Here is an 18,249-nt window from a genome sequence, read left to right on the forward strand (position 1 = left end):
TTAACACCTTTTTGCTGTAATTTTATTTAATCTTTTTTGCTTAAAAAACTGGTAAACAGAACCCGTAATAAACAGGATAAACGCCAGTAATAGTGTTTTGCCTACCAAAGGGTCTTGCGGGCCTGTTGCAAGCGGATGTCCCACAGGCACACGGGTTAGCGTTTCATTAATGGTAGGAACCATTGACAGGAAAAAGCTAAACGTAAGCAAAAAGTTCTCTAAAATGCGTAAACCATTATTACCTGCCTTTTTGCTTTGCAGGTAGTAAGCCACCGCTATCAAAATAACTATTAATACAGCCAGGCCATGGCCGGGATTAAAGCCCTTTACACTCGATAAACCCAAAGCGGTAAACGAAGCCACAAGGGTAAAATAAAAGTAGATTTTGCCTGAAACCTGATGGAGGCTGATTTTACCATTCCTGATAAAACTGATAACTGCCGCAATTATAGCGGCAATGCCAATTACTGTGTGGAAAATTCCTAATGCTGATAGTCCCATAACTTAGTGTGTTAAATTTATAGTACAAATTTGCAACACTAAAAGCGCAGGAGCTTTGCAAAATAGGCCAACTATTTGGCGATTTAGTCCGGGTTGTTTACCACGTTGTTCAGCTTTCGATACTGGGTAGGGCTCACCTTGTATTTGTCACTAAAGCTTTTAGTAAAATTAGCCAGGTCATTAAATCCGCAGTCAAAAGCAATACCTGTAATACGTTCGTTAGAAACCAACAGCAGTTCTGCTGCCTTTTCAAGCCGTTTTGTTTTAATGTAATTGGCAGGGGAATCGTTATACAGTTTTTTAAATTCCCTTTTAAAAGAAGATACACTCAGGTTTGTTTTCTGCGCCAGATCATCTACAGTACCCTGCTGAAACAAGTTGGCTTCTACCACCTGTTTAAATGAATAGGTAACCGGCGAAAAAAGCTGCGATAAAATAACCTGTACATTTTGGGCATCCTGTGTTTGCGAAAGTAAAAGGATAATTTCCTTTAGCTTTAAAACCAAAATTTCATCATTAACCAAAGCAGGGTTTTCAAAATAAAACAGCAGGCCCTCAATATACTTATGGATTAAAAAATCATTGTTTATTTTCCTGCCATGCTGGTTGCTTATTGTATTGCCGGGCTGCAAAACCTGTGGCAACTCCTTTTCATATATCTTCTTTAAAATTTCTTTATGAAAAGTTACTATAACTATCTCGCCATTGCTTTCGGGGTTAGCCTCATGAATCTGTTTTCCGGAATTAATACAGTTAAGCAGCAGCGAATGATGCGTAGGTATTTTTGTTTGGCTGTCATTAAACTCATATTGCATTTCGCCACTTAGCATGTACAAAAAACAAGCCTGTTCGGCCACAGGAAAAGTAAATTCAAACGGCGGCTTTACATCTAACTTCTGGATAAACGTTTTGCCAAACAACTCAATTTTTTGATAGTCAGTAACCATGTTAGCGGTGTTTAATACAAATAAAAATGCCCCTGCAACAGTAAGCCAAATATAAGCAAAACGTTGTATGGGGCATTTTAATATTGACTGCCGTATTATTGTTTATCTATAACATTTACAGCTGTACCCGTTAACCTGAAGTTTTTATATGTTTTGCCCTCCAGGTGCTTTTCCCACCTTTCCAGCAGCGGCTGCTCAAGGCTAAACTCGCGGTACTCGTCAGGGCTCATAATGGGTATGCCCTTAACTATTGGGTACAGGCGAGTGCAGGTGGTGCAGTGCAAAAATCCTTCTAATACATCGCCTTCAAGGTTGGTTGATATAGTTGTAAGCTGCAAATCGGCATGGTCAAAAGGGCAGCACAGTTTTTTTATGGTTGCTATTTTCATTTTACGTTGAGTTTTGATTGATATTCTTTAATGGCCTCATGTGGCTCGGCGGCTTTCATAATACCCGATACCACTGCAATACCATTATAAGGCAGGCTGCTGAGCGTTGCCATATTTTGGGGAGTAATACCGCCCGCTAAAAAAATGGGCATATCGGTCAGTTCACGGGCTTTTATAACTATTTCGGGGCTAACAAGCTCACAACTGGTAGCTGTGGCAGATGGAAACATGGAGCAAAACGATATATAATCTGCTCCTAATACCACTGCCTGTTCTATAGTAGCAAGGTCATTTCCACAGGTAACGCCCACTATAATATTGCCGTGATTTTCAGCAAAAAAATCCTGTGGAATAGCATCAAAATGCACACCGTCAAGCCCGGTTTCGTACACCAATTGGCAGCGGTTGTTTATCAGCACAGGAATGCCAAAAGGCCTACATAGGGCTATAACCTGTTCCACAAGGGCTTTTATATCCTCGCCTGGTAAAATGTTATCCCAAATTTGTACGGCCGCTACAGCACCTGTAAGGGCTTTTCGCAACTGGCCGAGCAGCATTTGCCGTTCCATCGCAGGGTCTATAACCAGGTAAATACCGTCTTTTATATGTTTTTTTGCCATCATTTCCACCCGTTTTTATAAGCGTTAAAAAATGCGGCCCAGTAAGGGTCTTCTTCCTGATACGTTAATGCTGAGGGCACACCGCCATCTACACGGGTTATGCCTTGCTGCACGGGCACTACCTCCCCTACTTCTGTACACGCAATACCCTCTTTGCCAAGGGCTTTAATAACCGACGAGACATTAGCCTTTTTACAGGTAATTACTAATGCACCTGCACCTATGCAACACTTCGGGTCAAGCCCGAAAACCCGGCACACCGCAGATTGCACACTATCAACCGGTAGCCTGTCGGCATATACCACAGCGCCGTGTCCTGATGCCGATGCCATTTCATATATGGCACCCAGCACCCCACCTTCGGTAACATCGTGCATGGCGGTTATGTAGCCTGTACTTTTAGCTGTTAGTGCATCTTTAAGGCAGGAGGTATCATAAAAAGAAGCACATGCCTTTTGGTACACCTCAGCCCCTGCCTTGTTTTTAACCGTTTCCGGAAAGCTCAGGGCCAGTATGGCCGAAGCGCTCAAGGCAGCCGATTTGGTTACCAGTATGGCATCACCAGGCTGTGCATATTTAGAGAGCAATATTTCGTCTTTAGGCGCAACGGTTATAAACGTGCCCCCGCCTGCAATGGTAGAGTTTTGCCCCTCTATAAAGCCCGTATGCCCGCCTGTAATGGCTATGCCTATTTCTTTACAAAAGGTGTCAATATGCTGCCAGTAGGTTTTAAAATCATTTTTAGAAAATGTAGCCGGAAGGTTAAGCACAAACTGCCCGTATTGCGGTGCAAAACCCGTAGTGGCCATATCATTAGCCATAAGCTGTACCGAAAGCCATGCCGACTCCTGTAAGCCCAGCGAGGGTATCAGCGAAAGCGGGTCGCTGGTTAATGCCATAGCCATACCGGCAGGCAAATCTACCAGCGCTACATCTACGCCAAACTGCGGGCCTGCAATTACTTCCGGCCGTGCCGCACCACACCTGCCGCTTATATAGGCATCAAAAAGGTGCGGTTCTATTTTACCCAGCTTAGCCATTATGGTACATCTTTAAACTGAATGTACAGCCCAAAGAAGTCGCCCACCGGTACATTCCATTGCTGCACTGGGAACCACTTGGGCAGGCCGGTTGCCGTCCACTCTATGGTGTACTGCCTGCCTTTAAGCGCCTCATGAATTATAGCCGTAAGCATTTGCGGGTTGTAAAATGTGGCCGTAACATAAAACGGGTTTTTGCCAAACATTTGCTGCACCCTGCGCCTAAGCACCTTGGGCGAGTTACGGTTCATCATGCCCATAGCAATGCCATATTTGCTCACACGCGCTGCCTCGCGGATAACCTTTACCGGGTCTTTATAATACTCAAAAGTGGTTATAAAAGCCAGGGCATCAAAGCTGTTGTCTTTAAACGGCATGTAGTGCGAATCGGCCATTACAAGGTCGCCGTCGAACAAATGCACAGCCTGCGATAGCATTAATGGCGAAATATCCCCGCCATAAGCCTCAATGCCTATGTTTTTCCACCAACGGGTAAAACGGGTGGTACCACAGCCAAATTCCAGCAGGGTTTTTACCCTTTTGTCTTTGGTAACCAGCTGTTCCATTACTTTCTTTTGCCAGATTTCGGCGCGTTTGTAGCGGCCTTCATACCACTGCTCATAAGTATCGGTATGCTCGCGGTTAAAAAACCACTCGGGCCTGTTTTGCCAGTTGGCGTGAGTTTCCGGGATTAACCCGTGGTTTACTTTTTCAATATCCATAAAAGTTGCTTAAAAAAAATAGCTCCATCCCATGGCATACCAAGAGAATGGAGCTATCGCTCTTAAGTGCATCCCTACGTTGGCATTATCCAAATCAGGTAGCGGGTATAATCTCAGCCTTTGCAGGCACCCCGTGCTATCGTTATGTTATGGGGCAAATATATAAATTCCCCAATAGTTTTAGTACATCAGTAAAATAAAAATGCTGTTTTACTAAAACTACCTTATAAGATGGACTACTTAATGAATTACTGTGGAAAAGCATTAAACTGTAAAAAATGCAGCTTAATTCCGGCATAAGCAGCAGATACATTGGCTTTAAGCAGGTTGTATTCAGCCGTTAGCAACTGGTTTTTACTGGTGGTAAACACTATGGCATCTACCAGCCCGCTGCTAAATTTAGACTGCGTGGTAGTAAACGATTTTTCGGCAAAAGTGCGGGCTTCCTCAAATTTTTGTGCCAGTTGGGTATTTTGTTTTTTCTTGGCATCTTCCTGCTCCAGCGCCTGGCGCAGCTTTATTTTTTGCTGCTCCAGCATAACCACGCTTTTTTGCTGCTCTGTTTTGGCAAGCTGTACCTTTTGCCTGGTTTTAAGTCCGTTAAATATAGGCACGCTTAGTTGTAGCCCTATGTAATGGTTTTTGTTATCATTAAGCTGTGTAAAAAACGGTGCTACACCCCCATTGCCCGGCTGGTTGAGCGGCAGGTAGTAAAAAGACGAATAACTGTAAAACGCCGATAACAGCGGCAGGTAGTTGTTGCGCTCAAGGGTTACATTCTTTTTTGCAACCTCAACATTTAGGGTTGCGGCCTGCACCGCGGGGGCTACCCCAAGGGCTTTTTCAAGCATTTGGTTAACAGAGGCCTCTTCTAATCCGGCTACAGCCGATATGCCTGCAAGCACTACCTCTTCAGGTTTATAAGCGGTATCATTCATTAACTGTAACAACGTAAGCTTTTGGTTATAAAGCAGCTGCTGTGTTTGCAGTATGGTACTTTCTTCCTGGCTGTAGCTCATTTGCATATCATACAGGTCGCTTTTAGGACGGCTGCCCAATTCTACCTCTTTTGTGATACGGTTCAGGTTAAATTTAGCATTTTCAAACTGCCCTAACTGAATTTTCAGCAACTCCTGGCTATACAGCACATTGATGTAATTGTCCAGTAATGTAAGCGCATATTCGGCCTCGGTGGCCTGCTTATCGGCTTTAGCTTTAAGGGCAGCAATTTTGTTTCGGCGGGCAGCGGTAAATATATTAAAGTCAAGCAGTGGCATACTGGCATTAAGGCTAAAGTTATCGCTTTGTATGCTGCTGCTTACCCTGTTGTTTGTAGCCGGGTCAATAACCGAACCTATATTGTATGTGTGCGTGCCGTTAAGGCTTACCTGTGGCAGGTATTCTAAAGCGGGGCTGCGGTGGGTTATCTCTGCACTGAGTATATCAAGTTGCCGTAACTGAAATTCAGGTGCGTTTTTAAGCCCTGACTCCAGGCATTGTTGTAATGTAAGTACCTGCTGTGCATAAACCGCATCTACAACGATTATTAAAAACAGGGTTATATAATATAAGCGTTTCATAATACAGGTGTTATAACCCGCAGCCATTACAGCAGCGGGCTATTTTCTATAACTAACTTCAAAAAATTTATTCATATTTAAGGTAGGCCACCATATCTACACGGGTAGCCTTGTAGGCTTTGCCCAGTATTACTGCCAGCGTAAGCACTAACAACACCACAAACCCAATAATAAATGGTAATATGGTAACCTCTATGCGGTAGGCAAAGTTTTGCAGCCATTTATCAAGAAGTATCCAGGCCGGTACCAGGGCAATTAAAAACCCAATAATACAATACACCACATATTGCTTAGAAAGGCTTTTAAGCAGTAGCAGCGTACCGGCACCCAGCGTTTTGCGTATGGCTATTTCCTTCATGCGGCGCTCTATACTAAATGATGCAAGTGCAAACAACCCAAACAGCGCAATAACAATTACAACAACATTAAGCATAGAAAACACGTTGCGCTGCCTAATGAATTGCGCATAGGTTTTGGCAAAGTTTTTATCTACAAAATCATAGTGGAACGGAAAATCAGGGTCTATATCTTCAATCCATAGTTTTTCCATGGCTGCTATGGCGCTTTCTCTATGTTGTGGATTTACCTTTACATATATGTGGTGGGCGTTTTGCAGCATCCAGTCTACCGTTTTGTAATGGTACAGTATTATGGGGCCAATTTTAGACTGAGGCCCATCAATATGAAAATCTTTGGCAACACCTACAACCTGCAGTTTTTTGCCGTCCTGCCAGTCCAGATAGGCACCTACCGGATTGCCTTTAATACCTATAAATTTTACGGCAGCCTCATTAAGTATAACAGAGCTTATAGTATCATCTGCAAACTGGGGCATAAGGCTGCGGCCCCGGTCTATTTTAATATTCAGCATTTCTATGGCGCTAAAGTCAACCACCATGTTGCGCAGCGAATAAGAGTGCCCGTTAAAACCATAGCTTGTAAAGAAGCTTGAACCATAGCCTATAGCTGCTGTTGTAGCAGCTACACTTTCTACCCCCTTAATAGCCTTAAGGCGTTCTTTAACATGGTCATAGCGGTTAGATACTATCTTTTTAAAACCCGGCACTTTAAAGTCGTAAGGGTTGCGATAGTATATAGATACTACCTGGTCTGCCTTAAAGCCGCGGTCTTTGCTAACCATGTGGTTTACCTGGCTGTATATTATATAAGAACCTATTATAAAAAACGCGGCTATGGCAAATTGCAGCACCAGCATGGCGTTGCGCAGCCATATGCCCTTTTTGCTCCTGCCCACATTTCCCCTTAGTACAGCCACGGGTTTATATTTAGACACGTAAGCCGCCGGAAAAACACCGGCCAAAAGCACCACCACTATAAATATGCCTATCATCTGCAAGTAAAAACTGCTACTGCCCATGGTGATTTGCTGCTGTAGAAAATTGCAGAAGTGCGGCAGGCCTATTTCTATAATAACCATTGCCAGTAAAATGGAAAACAGGGTGGTAATAACGGTTTCAAACACAAACTGGCCTATTATATTACTACCCGATGCCCCCATTATTTTGCGCACGCCTACTCCTTTAGCACGCTTTATGGCATTGGCCGTAGCCAGGTTTATATAGTTTGCAATAGACATGATAAGTATAAGCACCGATAAGCCAACCATAATAACCAACAGCTGGTAGCTGCCACTGCCCTCCGGCACATCGGGGGCCGCGCTGTGCAGCCTTATATCTTTAAGCGGCTCCAGTATTACCTTTATTTTACCAAAGCGCTTTACAAATTCATCAGGGGTTATGCCGTCTGCCTTTGCCTGTAACTTTGTATTGTGCTCATAATACAGGGTCTCCATTTTTTGCTTTGTAACAATAGCATCTTTTGGGTTTTTAAATTTCAGGAACAGGGCAAACCTGAAGTTACCCCAATTACCTACCTCTTCCTTAAGCTTCCAGTCTATCATGTTGGTAACAACCTCAGGCATATAAGATGATTTGCCCTCAATGCGGTACACCCCGCCTATGGTAAAGGTCTTATCATTATACTGCACCTCTTTGCCCAGCACATTTACAGTATCAAACAACTTAAGGCAAAACGCCTCAGATATGGCCATGGTGTTGGGCGTAAGCGCTGTTTTTGCATTACCCGCCACAAACTCATACGGAAAAAAGCTAAAAAAGTTGGCCTGGGCATCAAGCACCTTTTCGGCCATTACTTTTTTACCGCCGCTTTTTACAATGTTGCTGTTGTACCAGCCTTCCATGTAGCAATGCTCTTCCACCTCGGGCAAAGCAGTGCCCCTTACGGCATCTATAGCCCCGGTAGATGAGCCCCACACCTTGTCTTCTCCCAGGTCTGAAACGGTAAAGAATATATTCTCCTTACCGGGGTTCCAGGCATTGTAAGAGTGCTCATCATTGCTGTACAACAATGCAAACACAAGCCCGGCAATGCCCAGGCTAAGCCCCAGTATGTTGAGTGCCGTAAAGAGCTTGTTGTTCTTTACGTTATATAAAAATATTTTAATCCAGTTCTTAAGCATACTATTCGTATTTTAAGTATTTAAGTACATCTACACGTGTAGCCTTGTAGGCTTTGCCCAGCACCACGGCAAGGGTTAGCATTAAAAGGGCAACAAACCCCACCACAAACGGCCAGGCCGATATGGTTATCCTGAAGGCAAAATTTTCAAGCCATTTGTTAAGCAGCATCCAGGCGGGCGCAAGGGCTATTAAAAATCCTATTATGCAGTACACTACATATTGTTTAGAGAGTTCTTTAAGTAGCGTAGCAGTACCGGCACCCAGTGTTTTGCGAATGGCAATTTCTTTCATGCGGCGCTGTATGGTGTATGATGCCAAGGCAAAAAGGCCAAACAGGGCTATAAATATTACCACGCCGTTCAACAGCGAAAACAGGTTGCGCTGCTGCACATAGTTTTCATAAGTACGGGCAAAGTTTTTATCTACAAAATCATAGCTGAATGGATATTCTGTATCCACTTTTGTAGTCCAGAAAGCATCAAGTGCTTTTAGGGTACCCTCCATATCGGCCGGATCTATTTTTATGTAGATGTGGTTCAGGTTATAGCTCATCCAGTCTATGGTTTTGAAATGGAAGAACGACATAGGCGGAATTTTTTCGTGTGGGCCAAACATATGGAAGTCTTTAACCACCCCTACTATGTTAAGCTTCTCGCCATTCCAGTCTATTTTTTTTCCTATCGGGTCTTTCTCACGCATCATTTTCATGGCTGTTTCGTTAATAAGCATACCGTTTATAGTATCTGATGAAAAATTGGCCGACAGCCCCCTGCCTTGCGTTAATTTGATTTGCATCATATCAAGAAAATCAAAATCAACGGCCATATTTTGCCCCTGTACATGATGGTCTTTATAAGCAAACCCCGATGTAGAGCCCGCTCCGGTACCCAATGAAAAAGCCCCGGCCGATACTGACTGTACGCCTTTTATTTTGAGCACCTCATCTCTTATGGTTTCATAATGGGCATAAATTTGTGACGGGTCATCGGGCTGCGGGCGCTGCCCCCTGTAGGTTACATCTATAACCTGGTCGCCTTTAAGGCCAAGGTCTTTATGGCTCATGTAGCTTACCTGCTGATACACAATGTATGAGCCCGTAATAAAAAACGCCGCTATGGCAAATTGCAGTACAAGCATGGCGTTGCGCAACCAGATGCCGTTTTTGCTGCGGCTAAAGTTGCCTTTAAGCACCATAAGCGTTTTAAAGTTTGATACATAAAGCGCCGGAAAAATACCCGCAAGCACTATTACTACAACCAGTACCGCAAGCAACTGCATAAAAAATTCGGCACTCTTTAGCTCAAGCGATTTGTGTAGGAAACTGTTGTAAAACGGCAGCCCAAGCTCTACAATAACCAGTGCCAGCAACAATGCTATTGTAGTAGTAAGGAAGGTTTCAAAAATAAACTGCTTTACTATATTGGCCTTATCTGCGCCCATTATTTTACGTACGCCTATCTCTTTGGCACGCTTAACGGTATTTGCCGTAGCAAGGTTTATGTAGTTTACAATGGAAAGAATAAGGATAAGTACCGATAGCCCCAGCATGATAAGCAAAAACTGGTAGTTGCCCCTGCCTTCGGGGTAGCCTTCTACTAAAGAATGCAGCCTGGCGGTGGCAAGCGGTTCGAGTATCACTGTTGTAGAGCCGCTCCTCTTTATATATTCTTCCAGCGAAATGCCTGCTTCCTTAGCATCTCTTTTAGTGCGGTATTCCAGGAAAACATTATCTATTTTTTTCTTTACCAAATCGGCCTGCGCCGGGTTTTTTAGCTTGACAAATAATCCAAAATTAAAATTGCCCCACTGGTCGAGGTTTTGCTTAAGCTGTGGTTCTATAAGGTTGGTTACCGCCAGCGGTTTTAACGATGAGTTACCCGGAATACGATACACACCCCTTACCAAAAACTTGCCGGTGCCATACTGCATCCATTTGCCCATAGGGTCTTCATTTCCAAAAAGCCTTTGCGCCACGCCTTCCTCCAGGGCTATGCTTGCATCATCCTGAATGGCAGTTGTTCCGTTGCCTTTTACAAATTCGAAAGGGAAAAACGCAAAGAAGTTTTTTTGCACATCAAGAATTTTGATTTGCTCCCTTTTTTGCCCGTATTTTATAATCTCATCAAAATAAAACAGGCGTGTATAGCAGTGCTGCTCTATCTCGGGTATGTTATCTAAGTGAGGCCCCAGTGGCGCAACAGATGTGGCCCATATCATATCGTTACCCAGGTTGTTTATAACCTGGTACACTTTGTCTTTTTCGGGGTTCCAGGCGTTGTAAGAATGCTCGTCGTTCCAATACAGCAGGGCAAATACCAGCCCGGCAATACCCAGGCTGAGGCCAAAGGTATTGAGCACCGTAAAAAACGTGTTGGCCTTTACGTTATACCAAAATATTTTAATCCAGTTCTTTAACATGATTGTTTTGTTGATTGATGATTAGCCTCCGGCTTTAGTTAATCCATGATTTGCCCCTGGCTTCAGCCAAAGGAACAGGATGATTTGCCCCTGGCTTTAGCTAAGGAACCGTTAATTAGTGATTAAAACATCTACCTTCCTGGTATTTTGCTTTTCGCTCAGCACCATGCCATCTTTCATAATAATGGTGCGCTGTGAAAACGATGCATCATACTCAGAGTGCGTAACCATAAGTATGGTGGCACCTTCGGCATGCAGGTCGGTTAGCAGCTCCATAACTTCGTTGCCGTTTTTACTGTCAAGGTTTCCCGTAGGCTCATCGGCAAGTATAACCTTGGGGCTTGTTACCAGTGCCCTGGCTACTGCCACACGCTGCTGCTGGCCGCCGCTTAGCTGCTGTGGGTAGTGCTTTAGCCTGTGCCCTATGGCAAGCCTTTCGGCAATGGCCTGTATTTTTTGTTTCCTTTCAGATGCCGGTACTTTGTTGTAAATCAGCGGCAACTCTATATTATCATATACCGAAAGCTCGTCTATCAGGTTAAAATTCTGGAAAATAAAACCTATGTTCTCTTTACGGATTTTTGACTTATCGCTTTCTTTAAGTCCTTTTATTTCGCCATCAAGCAGTTTATAGCTGCCTTCGTCAAAACCATCAAGCAGGCCTATTATATTAAGTAGGGTTGATTTACCACAGCCCGAAGCACCCATAATGGTTACAAATTCGCCTTTTTTAACTTCTATAGATACGCCGTTAAGGGCACGGGTTTCCACCTCTTCGGTGCGGAATACTTTTGACAGGTTTTCGATTTTTATCATGATTTCTTTGTTTTTTTGGCAGGATGGGTTGATTAGTCCCGCTTCCCCCTTTGTTTTTGATTGGTTAATAATTAACGTGTATTGATTGATGACTGAACTCTTTAAAACAACTGCGCTATGGCATCTGTTACTGATAGTACTACGGTTATAATTAGCTTTACCATTATTCTAAATTTAAAACTTCTACATCTTTATAATCGGCATAGGTGCTGGTTATTACCCTGTCACCGGGCTTAAGCCCACTCAGCACCTCATGGTATACCGGGTTTTCACGCCCCAGTTTTACCTGCCTGCGTTCGGCAGTGGTGCCGTTTACTACAAACACATACTTGCCGCCCGATTCTTCGGTAAACCGGCCTTTGGGTACTACAACAGTTTGTGCTTTTTCGCTCAGGGTAAGCCTCACGCCAAAGCTAAGCCCCTGTTGTAGCGCCAGTTCTTTTTTGCTTATAAAATTCAGCTCGGCTGTAAAGCGGCCATTCTTAATTTCCGGTATAACACGGGCTACCTCAACTTCAATCTCTTCACCTTTAAAGTCTACCTTACCTTTTTGGCCTTTTGTTACTCTTGACAGGTAGTACTCATCTACCTCAGCCACCAGCTTATAGCCTTTCATAACATCTATTTTGCCTATGCTCTCGCCTGCCAGGTAGTTTTTGCCCAGTACCGGCTCAAAAGACGTTAACCTGCCCGATAGTGGTGCCGTTACCAGAAAGTTTTGCTTGTTGCCACGCAGTATTTCAAGGCTTTTCATCATAGTAGCCTGGCTTTGGCCTATCTGGCCTATCTGTATGCGGTTGGCCTGTTTCTCCTTTTGCATACTTTGCTGTATAATATTTTTCCGCTCTTTCTGGAACCGGAAATTTTCCTGTGTCTTTTCCCATTCATTCTTGCTCAGGATTTCCTGCTTGTAGAGTTTTTCGTTAAGGTCATACAGGTTTTTGGCATCCTGGTAATCGTGGTCTATGGCCACTAAATCCTTTGCCATATTAAGCTCCTGGTTGCGCAGGTCAAGCTTTGCCTTATCCAGGTTGTTTATCTGCTCAATAATACTGGTTTCCTGGGTCATGTAGTTCAGCTCAGTATTTGGGTTGTACAGCCTTGCCAGGGGCTGGCCTTCGGTAACAAAATCACCATTGGCAGCAAAAATTTCTTTAATAGAACCACCCTCAACCACGTTTAACAGCATCGAATTAAGGGGCTCTACCTTGGCCTGTACTACAATAAAGTCTTCAAAATAGGTTTGTTCAACCTCTTTAATTGTTATTTCATTTTTATTTACAGTAAGGCTGGCCTTATGGGTTGCGGCTGAATACAACAGGTAGGCCACACCTAAAAAAACCGGAATGGCAAGCAGCAGGTATATATTTTTTTTATTTTTACGGGCAATGATGGTGTCCATTTATTAATTTGTTTGGTACATATAAATACAATTTTGTGCCACAAATTAAAAGTTTGCAACCAACTGTTTTACAACCCTATAAAAATTAATAACCGCCGCAAAGTGTCCGATATTGAACACCATTTGTCCGTAACAGCACACCCATGAAAAAAACCCTCGCCCGCATTTTAGTAATAGACGACCAGGAAGACATACTTTTTGCCTCGAAAATGACCCTTAAAAAGCATTTTGAGGAGATTTATACACTGTCTGAACCTAAAAAAGCCGTGCATATGCTGGCCGAAAATGATATTGATGTGGTGCTGCTGGACATGAACTACCGTATAGGCTTTGAAGACGGCCGCGAGGGCATATACCTGCTGCGTGAAATAAAAACACTTTCGCCCAATACCGTAGTCATTTTAATGACTGCCTTTGGCAAGGTAGAAACCGCGGTTGAAGGGCTTAAGCTGGGCGCTTTTGACTATATAATGAAACCGTGGGATAACGATAAGCTTGTAGAAACCGTAAAGGCAGCCGTGACCCACGCCCGTAAAAACAAGAAAAAAGAAACCGCCCAAAAGCAGGACGACCGCTTTTTTATGGGTGAGTCGCCTGCCATAAAAAAGGCGTACACCTTAGCCCAAAAAGTGGCTAAAACCGATGCCAATGTTTTGATATTAGGCCAAAACGGAACAGGCAAGTATGTTATGGCACACTACATCCACCAGCAGAGTAACCGTGCCACAGGGCCTTTTGTGCATGTGGACTTAGGCTCCCTTAACGAGAATATTTTTGAAAGTGAGCTGTTTGGGTATGCAAAAGGTGCTTTTACCGATGCCAAAACCGATACCCCGGGGCGTTTTGAAGCCGCCGAAAACGGCACTATTTTCCTGGATGAAATAGGCAATGTACCACTGCACCTGCAAACAAAGCTGCTGCAGGTTATACAAAATAAGCAGGTTACCCGCCTGGGCGAGGCACGCCCCAGGCCTGTAAACGTGCGTATTATTACCGCTACCAACATTGACCTTGAAAAAGAGGTAGCCCACAAAAACTTTAGGGAAGACCTGTACTACCGTATTAACACCATGCCGGTTGAGTTGCCACTGTTGCGCGAAAGGCCGGAAGACCTGGTGCCGCTGGCTAACTTCCTTCTTGAAAAAATGGCCGGTAAATATGAGCGCACTAACCTGGCGTTTACTGATGATGCCCTTAAAAACATCAAACTACACGGATGGAACGGCAACATACGCGAAATGGAAAACCGCATAGAGCGGGCCGTAATACTTACTGACGATGCCCTGATAACCACCTCCGGGCTGGGGCTTGAAAACATTAGCGGGCAACCGCTGCCTGATGATGCTCAACTTTCTGACATTGAAAAGGCTACTATTGAAAAAGCCCTGCGCAGGCATAACTACAACATTAGTAAAACTGCCGATGAACTGGGGCTATCGCGTGCGGCGCTGTACCGCAGGATAGAAAAGCACGAACTGGGCAAAACCGATTAACCGCACACCATGACAAACACCTATAAACCCTTATTTGCACGCCTTCTGCTTATTATACTTGCAGTAGCGGGTAGTTTTTATGCCTTTATGGTGCACCTGCCCTACACAGCGTGTTTTCTAATACTTGTATTTGTGCTGCTGCTGGTAGAACTGTTCAGCTTTATGAACAATGCCTTTTTGTTTTATGACAAAACCATAAGCGCCATACTCAACAACGATTTTTCGTCAGATTTTAGCCGGTATGACCGTCAGGGCAGCTACAGGGAACTTTTTAAGCTGTATAATACCTTAAAAGACAGGCAGTATGAGCAGTTTACCAAAGAGCTGGTGTACCGCTCTATACTAAACAATATTGAAACCGGAGTGGTAATCCTGAAACGCAATGAGGCTGATGGGGAAATATTCCTGATGAACGATTATTTCTCCGGCTTGTTTGAAGTACCTAAAGTAAGCCGCTGGAATTACCTTAAAAAACACCTGCCCGCACTTTGCAACATTATTGAAGAACAGAATTTTACCGACCTGCGTACATCAGTACAAATAAAAGTGGGCAACAGCGAGAGCCAGGCCTTTATGCTGCAAACAAGCACTACTATGGCTTTTGGCAGCACCTACTACATTATCCTTCTGGACTCTATACAATCGGTTGTGGCAAAAAAAGAGAAAGATGCCTGGATAAACCTCATGAAAGTAATATCGCACGAGCTGATGAACTCTATAACCCCCATACGTTCGCTTACGCAAAACCTTAACGAAATGGCGGCACAGGAGGCATTTACAAAAGACGATATACAAGACATGCGCCAAAGCCTTTCTACCATGATTCACCGTAGCAACCACCTGCAAAACTTTATAGAAAGCTACCGCACACTGGCAATGCTGCCGCTGCCGGTAAAAACACCTACAGAGATAGGCCAACTGGTTGAAAATGTTTTATCTGCAATGGCACCGGTTTTAAAAACCAATACTATTAAAGTACAAAATGCAATTACGCTACACCAGGTTGTACTGCTTGACGAACAGCAAATGGAACAAGTATTTATAAACCTGATAACCAACAGTATTTATGCCCTTGACGGCAGGCCTGATAAGCAGGTAAGCCTTTCGGCAGAAGTGCGTGCCAACCGCCTTTTTATAACCATTACCGATAACGGCCTGGGCATTGATAAAGAAATTGAAGACAAGATTTTTATGCCATTTTTCACTACCCGGAAACAGGGCGCGGGCATAGGCCTAACCCTCTCAAAAAACATAATTGAAGGCCACGGCGGCTACCTAAACTATTCTACCGAAGGCAATACAACAAGTTTTACAATTTGTCTGCTGCTGTAATTAAAAAGTGTATTTAAAATAATAATTCCCGTACCATTGGTACAGGAATTATTGGTCAACTAACACAACTCTGATTTTATGTCTGTATTTTGATTGATGATTTAAGCTTTGTATTTTAAAACAGTTGCCTTTTGGTTTTGTTTTCTACATATTAATCAAAATAATCAAGAACAGTTTTATTAAATAACTCTGTAATCTTTGTAGGGGCTTCGTGGTCGCCTCCTTTAAAAATAACCAGTTTACTATCAGGTATTTTTTTAGCAATTAGCTTTGTATGCGCTTCTTTAACAACATCGTGTTCGCCGGCCATAACAAGCGTAGGTGCCTTTATGTTTAATAGAGCATCCGGCTTAATATGTGGTTCATTAAGCAATAGCATCTTGAGCCTGTAATCCATATTGTCTTTAGCTACTCCCCTATCTTCCATTGCTTTAACCTGTTGGTGCAGTAAATCATTTACCTCACTAAATACAGAAGTTTCGTCATTATACAAAACGGTTCCCATAATTGCCATCTTTTTTACTTTGTCAGGATGCTGCGCTGCAAGTATAACGGCAATATTGCCGCCATCGCTCCAGCCTAAAACATTTACATTTTTTAATTCCAGCTTATCTAAAAAAGTATTTACATCGTCAGCCATAAGCTCATAAGTAAGCGGGGTATTATCAGGGGTTGATTTTCCCTGCCCGCGGCTATCGAGGCCTATAATCTTATATTTCTTGCCCAGGTCATCAAACTGCTTATAAAATGCTGCCATAGAAGAGTTGTTTCCATGCAGCAACAAAAGCGGCTCTCCTTCTCCATATACCTCATAATACAGTTTTACACCGTTAACATCTATATAGTTACCAACTTCGGCATTGTTGCCAAATGTGGGCGCTACCTTAACGTTAGAGTTATCTATAAATAATGATTTATTGCCGGAAGCAACCTTATCTGACGATACTAACAATTGTGTATTTTCATTTTTATCATGCCATTGCCAGCCTGTTAGCTCTTCATCTTCAAAACCGGCGTTTTTCAATGGTATTTCTGTCTTGGTTTTGCCTTCTTTTATAAAAAGTTTAAAGTCATCAGCATAATAGCTTTCGGTACCGGCTACTGCAATACCTACAACTAAATACTTGGCTTTTTTATCTATTTTACCTTTAAGTACATACGGGCTCCATTCGCCCGGCTTGTAATAATCGCCGGCATCGTCATTAAACTTTGGGGCATCTATACCTTTCCCTTTTTCATCAATAGACATACCCACAAGCACCGTGTAAGAATTCATGGCAATAGGCCCGTTATAGAATATTTTCCCCTCAAGCACATATTCTTTACCCCTATATTTTTCTACATCAGTTACCTGAAAAAACTGCAGCAGCTGTGCATAGCCGGCACTAACAATAAAAAAGAGGATAAGGGTTACATTAAATTTTGACATTATAGTAGTTTAATATTTTATGAATAGTTTGAAGCTTTTGAAAATCTAAATTCACGCTTCATTTTTGCTTTAGTAGTATCTGCTACTACTACGGCCTTTTCTTTATTATAATTGCCATGCCTAACCTTTGCATACCCCCGCCTGTTATAACGTTCTATGTGCCCGGGAATGGCGGTTATTAATAGATATATAATGAGATATATTACTTTAATCATGTTTTGACTGAGTTAATTTAATTTTTGCAAAAATAAAATAAAACACTAAAAAGTGTCTTAATTTTTAAACTAAATTTAAGTAAATTGCAAACTCATTAATTGTCAATATGGAAAGGAAACCAGCCGCCGGTAGTATTAGAAATAAAGAGCGCAGCAAAGAGAAGTTTTTAGATGCTGTAGGCACGGTTTTAGAGACTGAAGGCTTTGCCGGTTTAAAAATAAATACCATTGCAGCCACGGCAGGCATAGACAAAAAAATGATTTACAACTACTTTGGCGGAACTGACCAGCTAATTGATGAATATATAAACTCACAAGACTTTTGGAGTAATGTAAAGGGCGGGGAAATACCTGAAATAAACGATGGCGGGCAGGAATTATCTAAACTTAGCCTAACACAGCAATTTGACTATGTAGCCCAAAATAAAAACCTGCAAAAAATATTGCTTTGGGGCCTTATGGAAGAAAGGAGTTCTTTAAAGCACATTGCAAATGAACGCGAAGTAAACGGGGAACTACTCCTCAGCCAGATTACCGACCCGTATTTTGCCGGAAATGCTACACAGTTCCGCGCTATTATGGCCATTTTAATTTCAGGCATATACTACCTTAATATGTACAAGGGCATTAATGCCGACACTTTTTGCGGTATTGACCTTACAAAACAACAAGGTACTGACGAGATAAAAAATGCCCTTTCAAAATTGATTGACCTTGTGTATCAGGATCAAAACAGCAACCAGAATTTATAACTTATTATCTTACATATTTTTACAAAAAGTTTAACGGATGTGGTAAGATAATGTAGCCTTCAAAAAACTAAATTTACAGTACGATTTAGCAT

General features: G+C 42.8%; 15 protein-coding genes and 1 riboswitch. Of the genes, 3 read left to right on the forward strand and 12 right to left on the reverse strand.

Annotated elements, in window-relative coordinates; all coding sequences use genetic code 11:
- From AM279_RS05715 to AM279_RS05765, 11 genes are all read right to left on the reverse strand, one after another.
- Entirely contained in the window at nt 1-501 is a 501-nt protein-coding gene (locus tag AM279_RS05715; RefSeq protein ID WP_054406789.1) for a hypothetical protein, read from the reverse strand.
- An 83-nt stretch (nt 502-584) separates the two neighbouring features.
- Nucleotides 585-1,448: an AraC family transcriptional regulator gene (locus tag AM279_RS05720; protein WP_054406790.1), complete on the reverse strand. Its 864-nt coding sequence runs from the start codon at nt 1,446-1,448 to the stop codon at nt 585-587.
- A gap of 95 nt (nt 1,449-1,543) precedes the next feature.
- Entirely contained in the window at nt 1,544-1,837 is a 294-nt protein-coding gene (locus tag AM279_RS05725) for a Trm112 family protein (RefSeq protein WP_054406791.1), read from the reverse strand.
- Complete coding sequence (locus AM279_RS05730; RefSeq protein WP_054406792.1) at nt 1,834-2,460, reverse strand: thiamine phosphate synthase; 627 nt, start codon at nt 2,458-2,460, stop codon at nt 1,834-1,836. Before AM279_RS05730 ends, AM279_RS05725 begins: the two co-directional genes overlap by 4 nt.
- Nucleotides 2,457-3,497 carry an AIR synthase-related protein gene (locus tag AM279_RS05735; RefSeq protein WP_236688497.1) on the reverse strand — a complete coding sequence of 347 codons (1,041 nt, stop codon included), beginning with the start codon at nt 3,495-3,497 and terminating at the stop codon, nt 2,457-2,459. Before AM279_RS05735 ends, AM279_RS05730 begins: the two co-directional genes overlap by 4 nt.
- On the reverse strand, nt 3,497-4,219 hold the full coding sequence (locus AM279_RS05740) for a class I SAM-dependent methyltransferase (protein WP_054406794.1): 723 nt from the start codon (nt 4,217-4,219) through the stop codon (nt 3,497-3,499). Before AM279_RS05740 ends, AM279_RS05735 begins: the two co-directional genes overlap by 1 nt.
- Nucleotides 4,220-4,273: 54 nt before the next feature.
- Nucleotides 4,274-4,363, reverse strand: a riboswitch (TPP riboswitch).
- 104 nt (nt 4,364-4,467) lie between these two features.
- Nucleotides 4,468-5,799 (reverse strand): TolC family protein, encoded by a 1,332-nt coding sequence (locus tag AM279_RS05745; RefSeq protein WP_160316432.1) that lies wholly within the window; start codon nt 5,797-5,799, stop codon nt 4,468-4,470.
- A 67-nt stretch (nt 5,800-5,866) separates the two neighbouring features.
- Entirely contained in the window at nt 5,867-8,299 is a 2,433-nt protein-coding gene (locus AM279_RS05750) for an ABC transporter permease (RefSeq protein WP_054406796.1), read from the reverse strand.
- A 1-nt stretch (nt 8,300) separates the two neighbouring features.
- On the reverse strand, nt 8,301-10,718 hold the full coding sequence (locus AM279_RS05755) for an ABC transporter permease (RefSeq protein ID WP_054406797.1): 2,418 nt from the start codon (nt 10,716-10,718) through the stop codon (nt 8,301-8,303).
- A gap of 111 nt (nt 10,719-10,829) precedes the next feature.
- Nucleotides 10,830-11,534: an ABC transporter ATP-binding protein gene (locus AM279_RS05760; protein WP_054406798.1), complete on the reverse strand. Its 705-nt coding sequence runs from the start codon at nt 11,532-11,534 to the stop codon at nt 10,830-10,832.
- 163 nt (nt 11,535-11,697) lie between these two features.
- Complete coding sequence (locus tag AM279_RS05765; RefSeq protein ID WP_054406799.1) at nt 11,698-12,936, reverse strand: efflux RND transporter periplasmic adaptor subunit; 1,239 nt, start codon at nt 12,934-12,936, stop codon at nt 11,698-11,700.
- A gap of 143 nt (nt 12,937-13,079) precedes the next feature.
- On the opposite strand from AM279_RS05765, the gene AM279_RS05770 reads away from it, so the two are divergent.
- Nucleotides 13,080-14,429: a sigma-54-dependent transcriptional regulator gene (locus tag AM279_RS05770; protein WP_054406800.1), complete on the forward strand. Its 1,350-nt coding sequence runs from the start codon at nt 13,080-13,082 to the stop codon at nt 14,427-14,429.
- A 9-nt stretch (nt 14,430-14,438) separates the two neighbouring features.
- Nucleotides 14,439-15,761, forward strand: coding sequence for a sensor histidine kinase (locus tag AM279_RS05775; protein WP_054406801.1), 1,323 nt, complete (start codon nt 14,439-14,441; stop codon nt 15,759-15,761).
- A gap of 151 nt (nt 15,762-15,912) precedes the next feature.
- Here AM279_RS05775 and AM279_RS05780 read toward each other — a convergent pair whose 3' ends face one another.
- Entirely contained in the window at nt 15,913-17,190 is a 1,278-nt protein-coding gene (locus tag AM279_RS05780; protein ID WP_054406802.1) for an alpha/beta fold hydrolase, read from the reverse strand.
- A 322-nt stretch (nt 17,191-17,512) separates the two neighbouring features.
- Between AM279_RS05780 and AM279_RS05790 the strand changes: the two genes are divergently transcribed.
- A complete protein-coding gene (locus AM279_RS05790; protein WP_054406804.1) occupies nt 17,513-18,157 on the forward strand; it encodes a TetR/AcrR family transcriptional regulator in 645 nt (214 codons plus the stop codon).
- The last annotated feature ends 92 nt before the right edge of the window (nt 18,158-18,249 follow it).

Origin of the sequence: Flavobacterium akiainvivens (assembly GCF_001278115.1) — a bacterium.
GTDB lineage: Bacteria > Bacteroidota > Bacteroidia > Flavobacteriales > Flavobacteriaceae > Flavobacterium > Flavobacterium akiainvivens.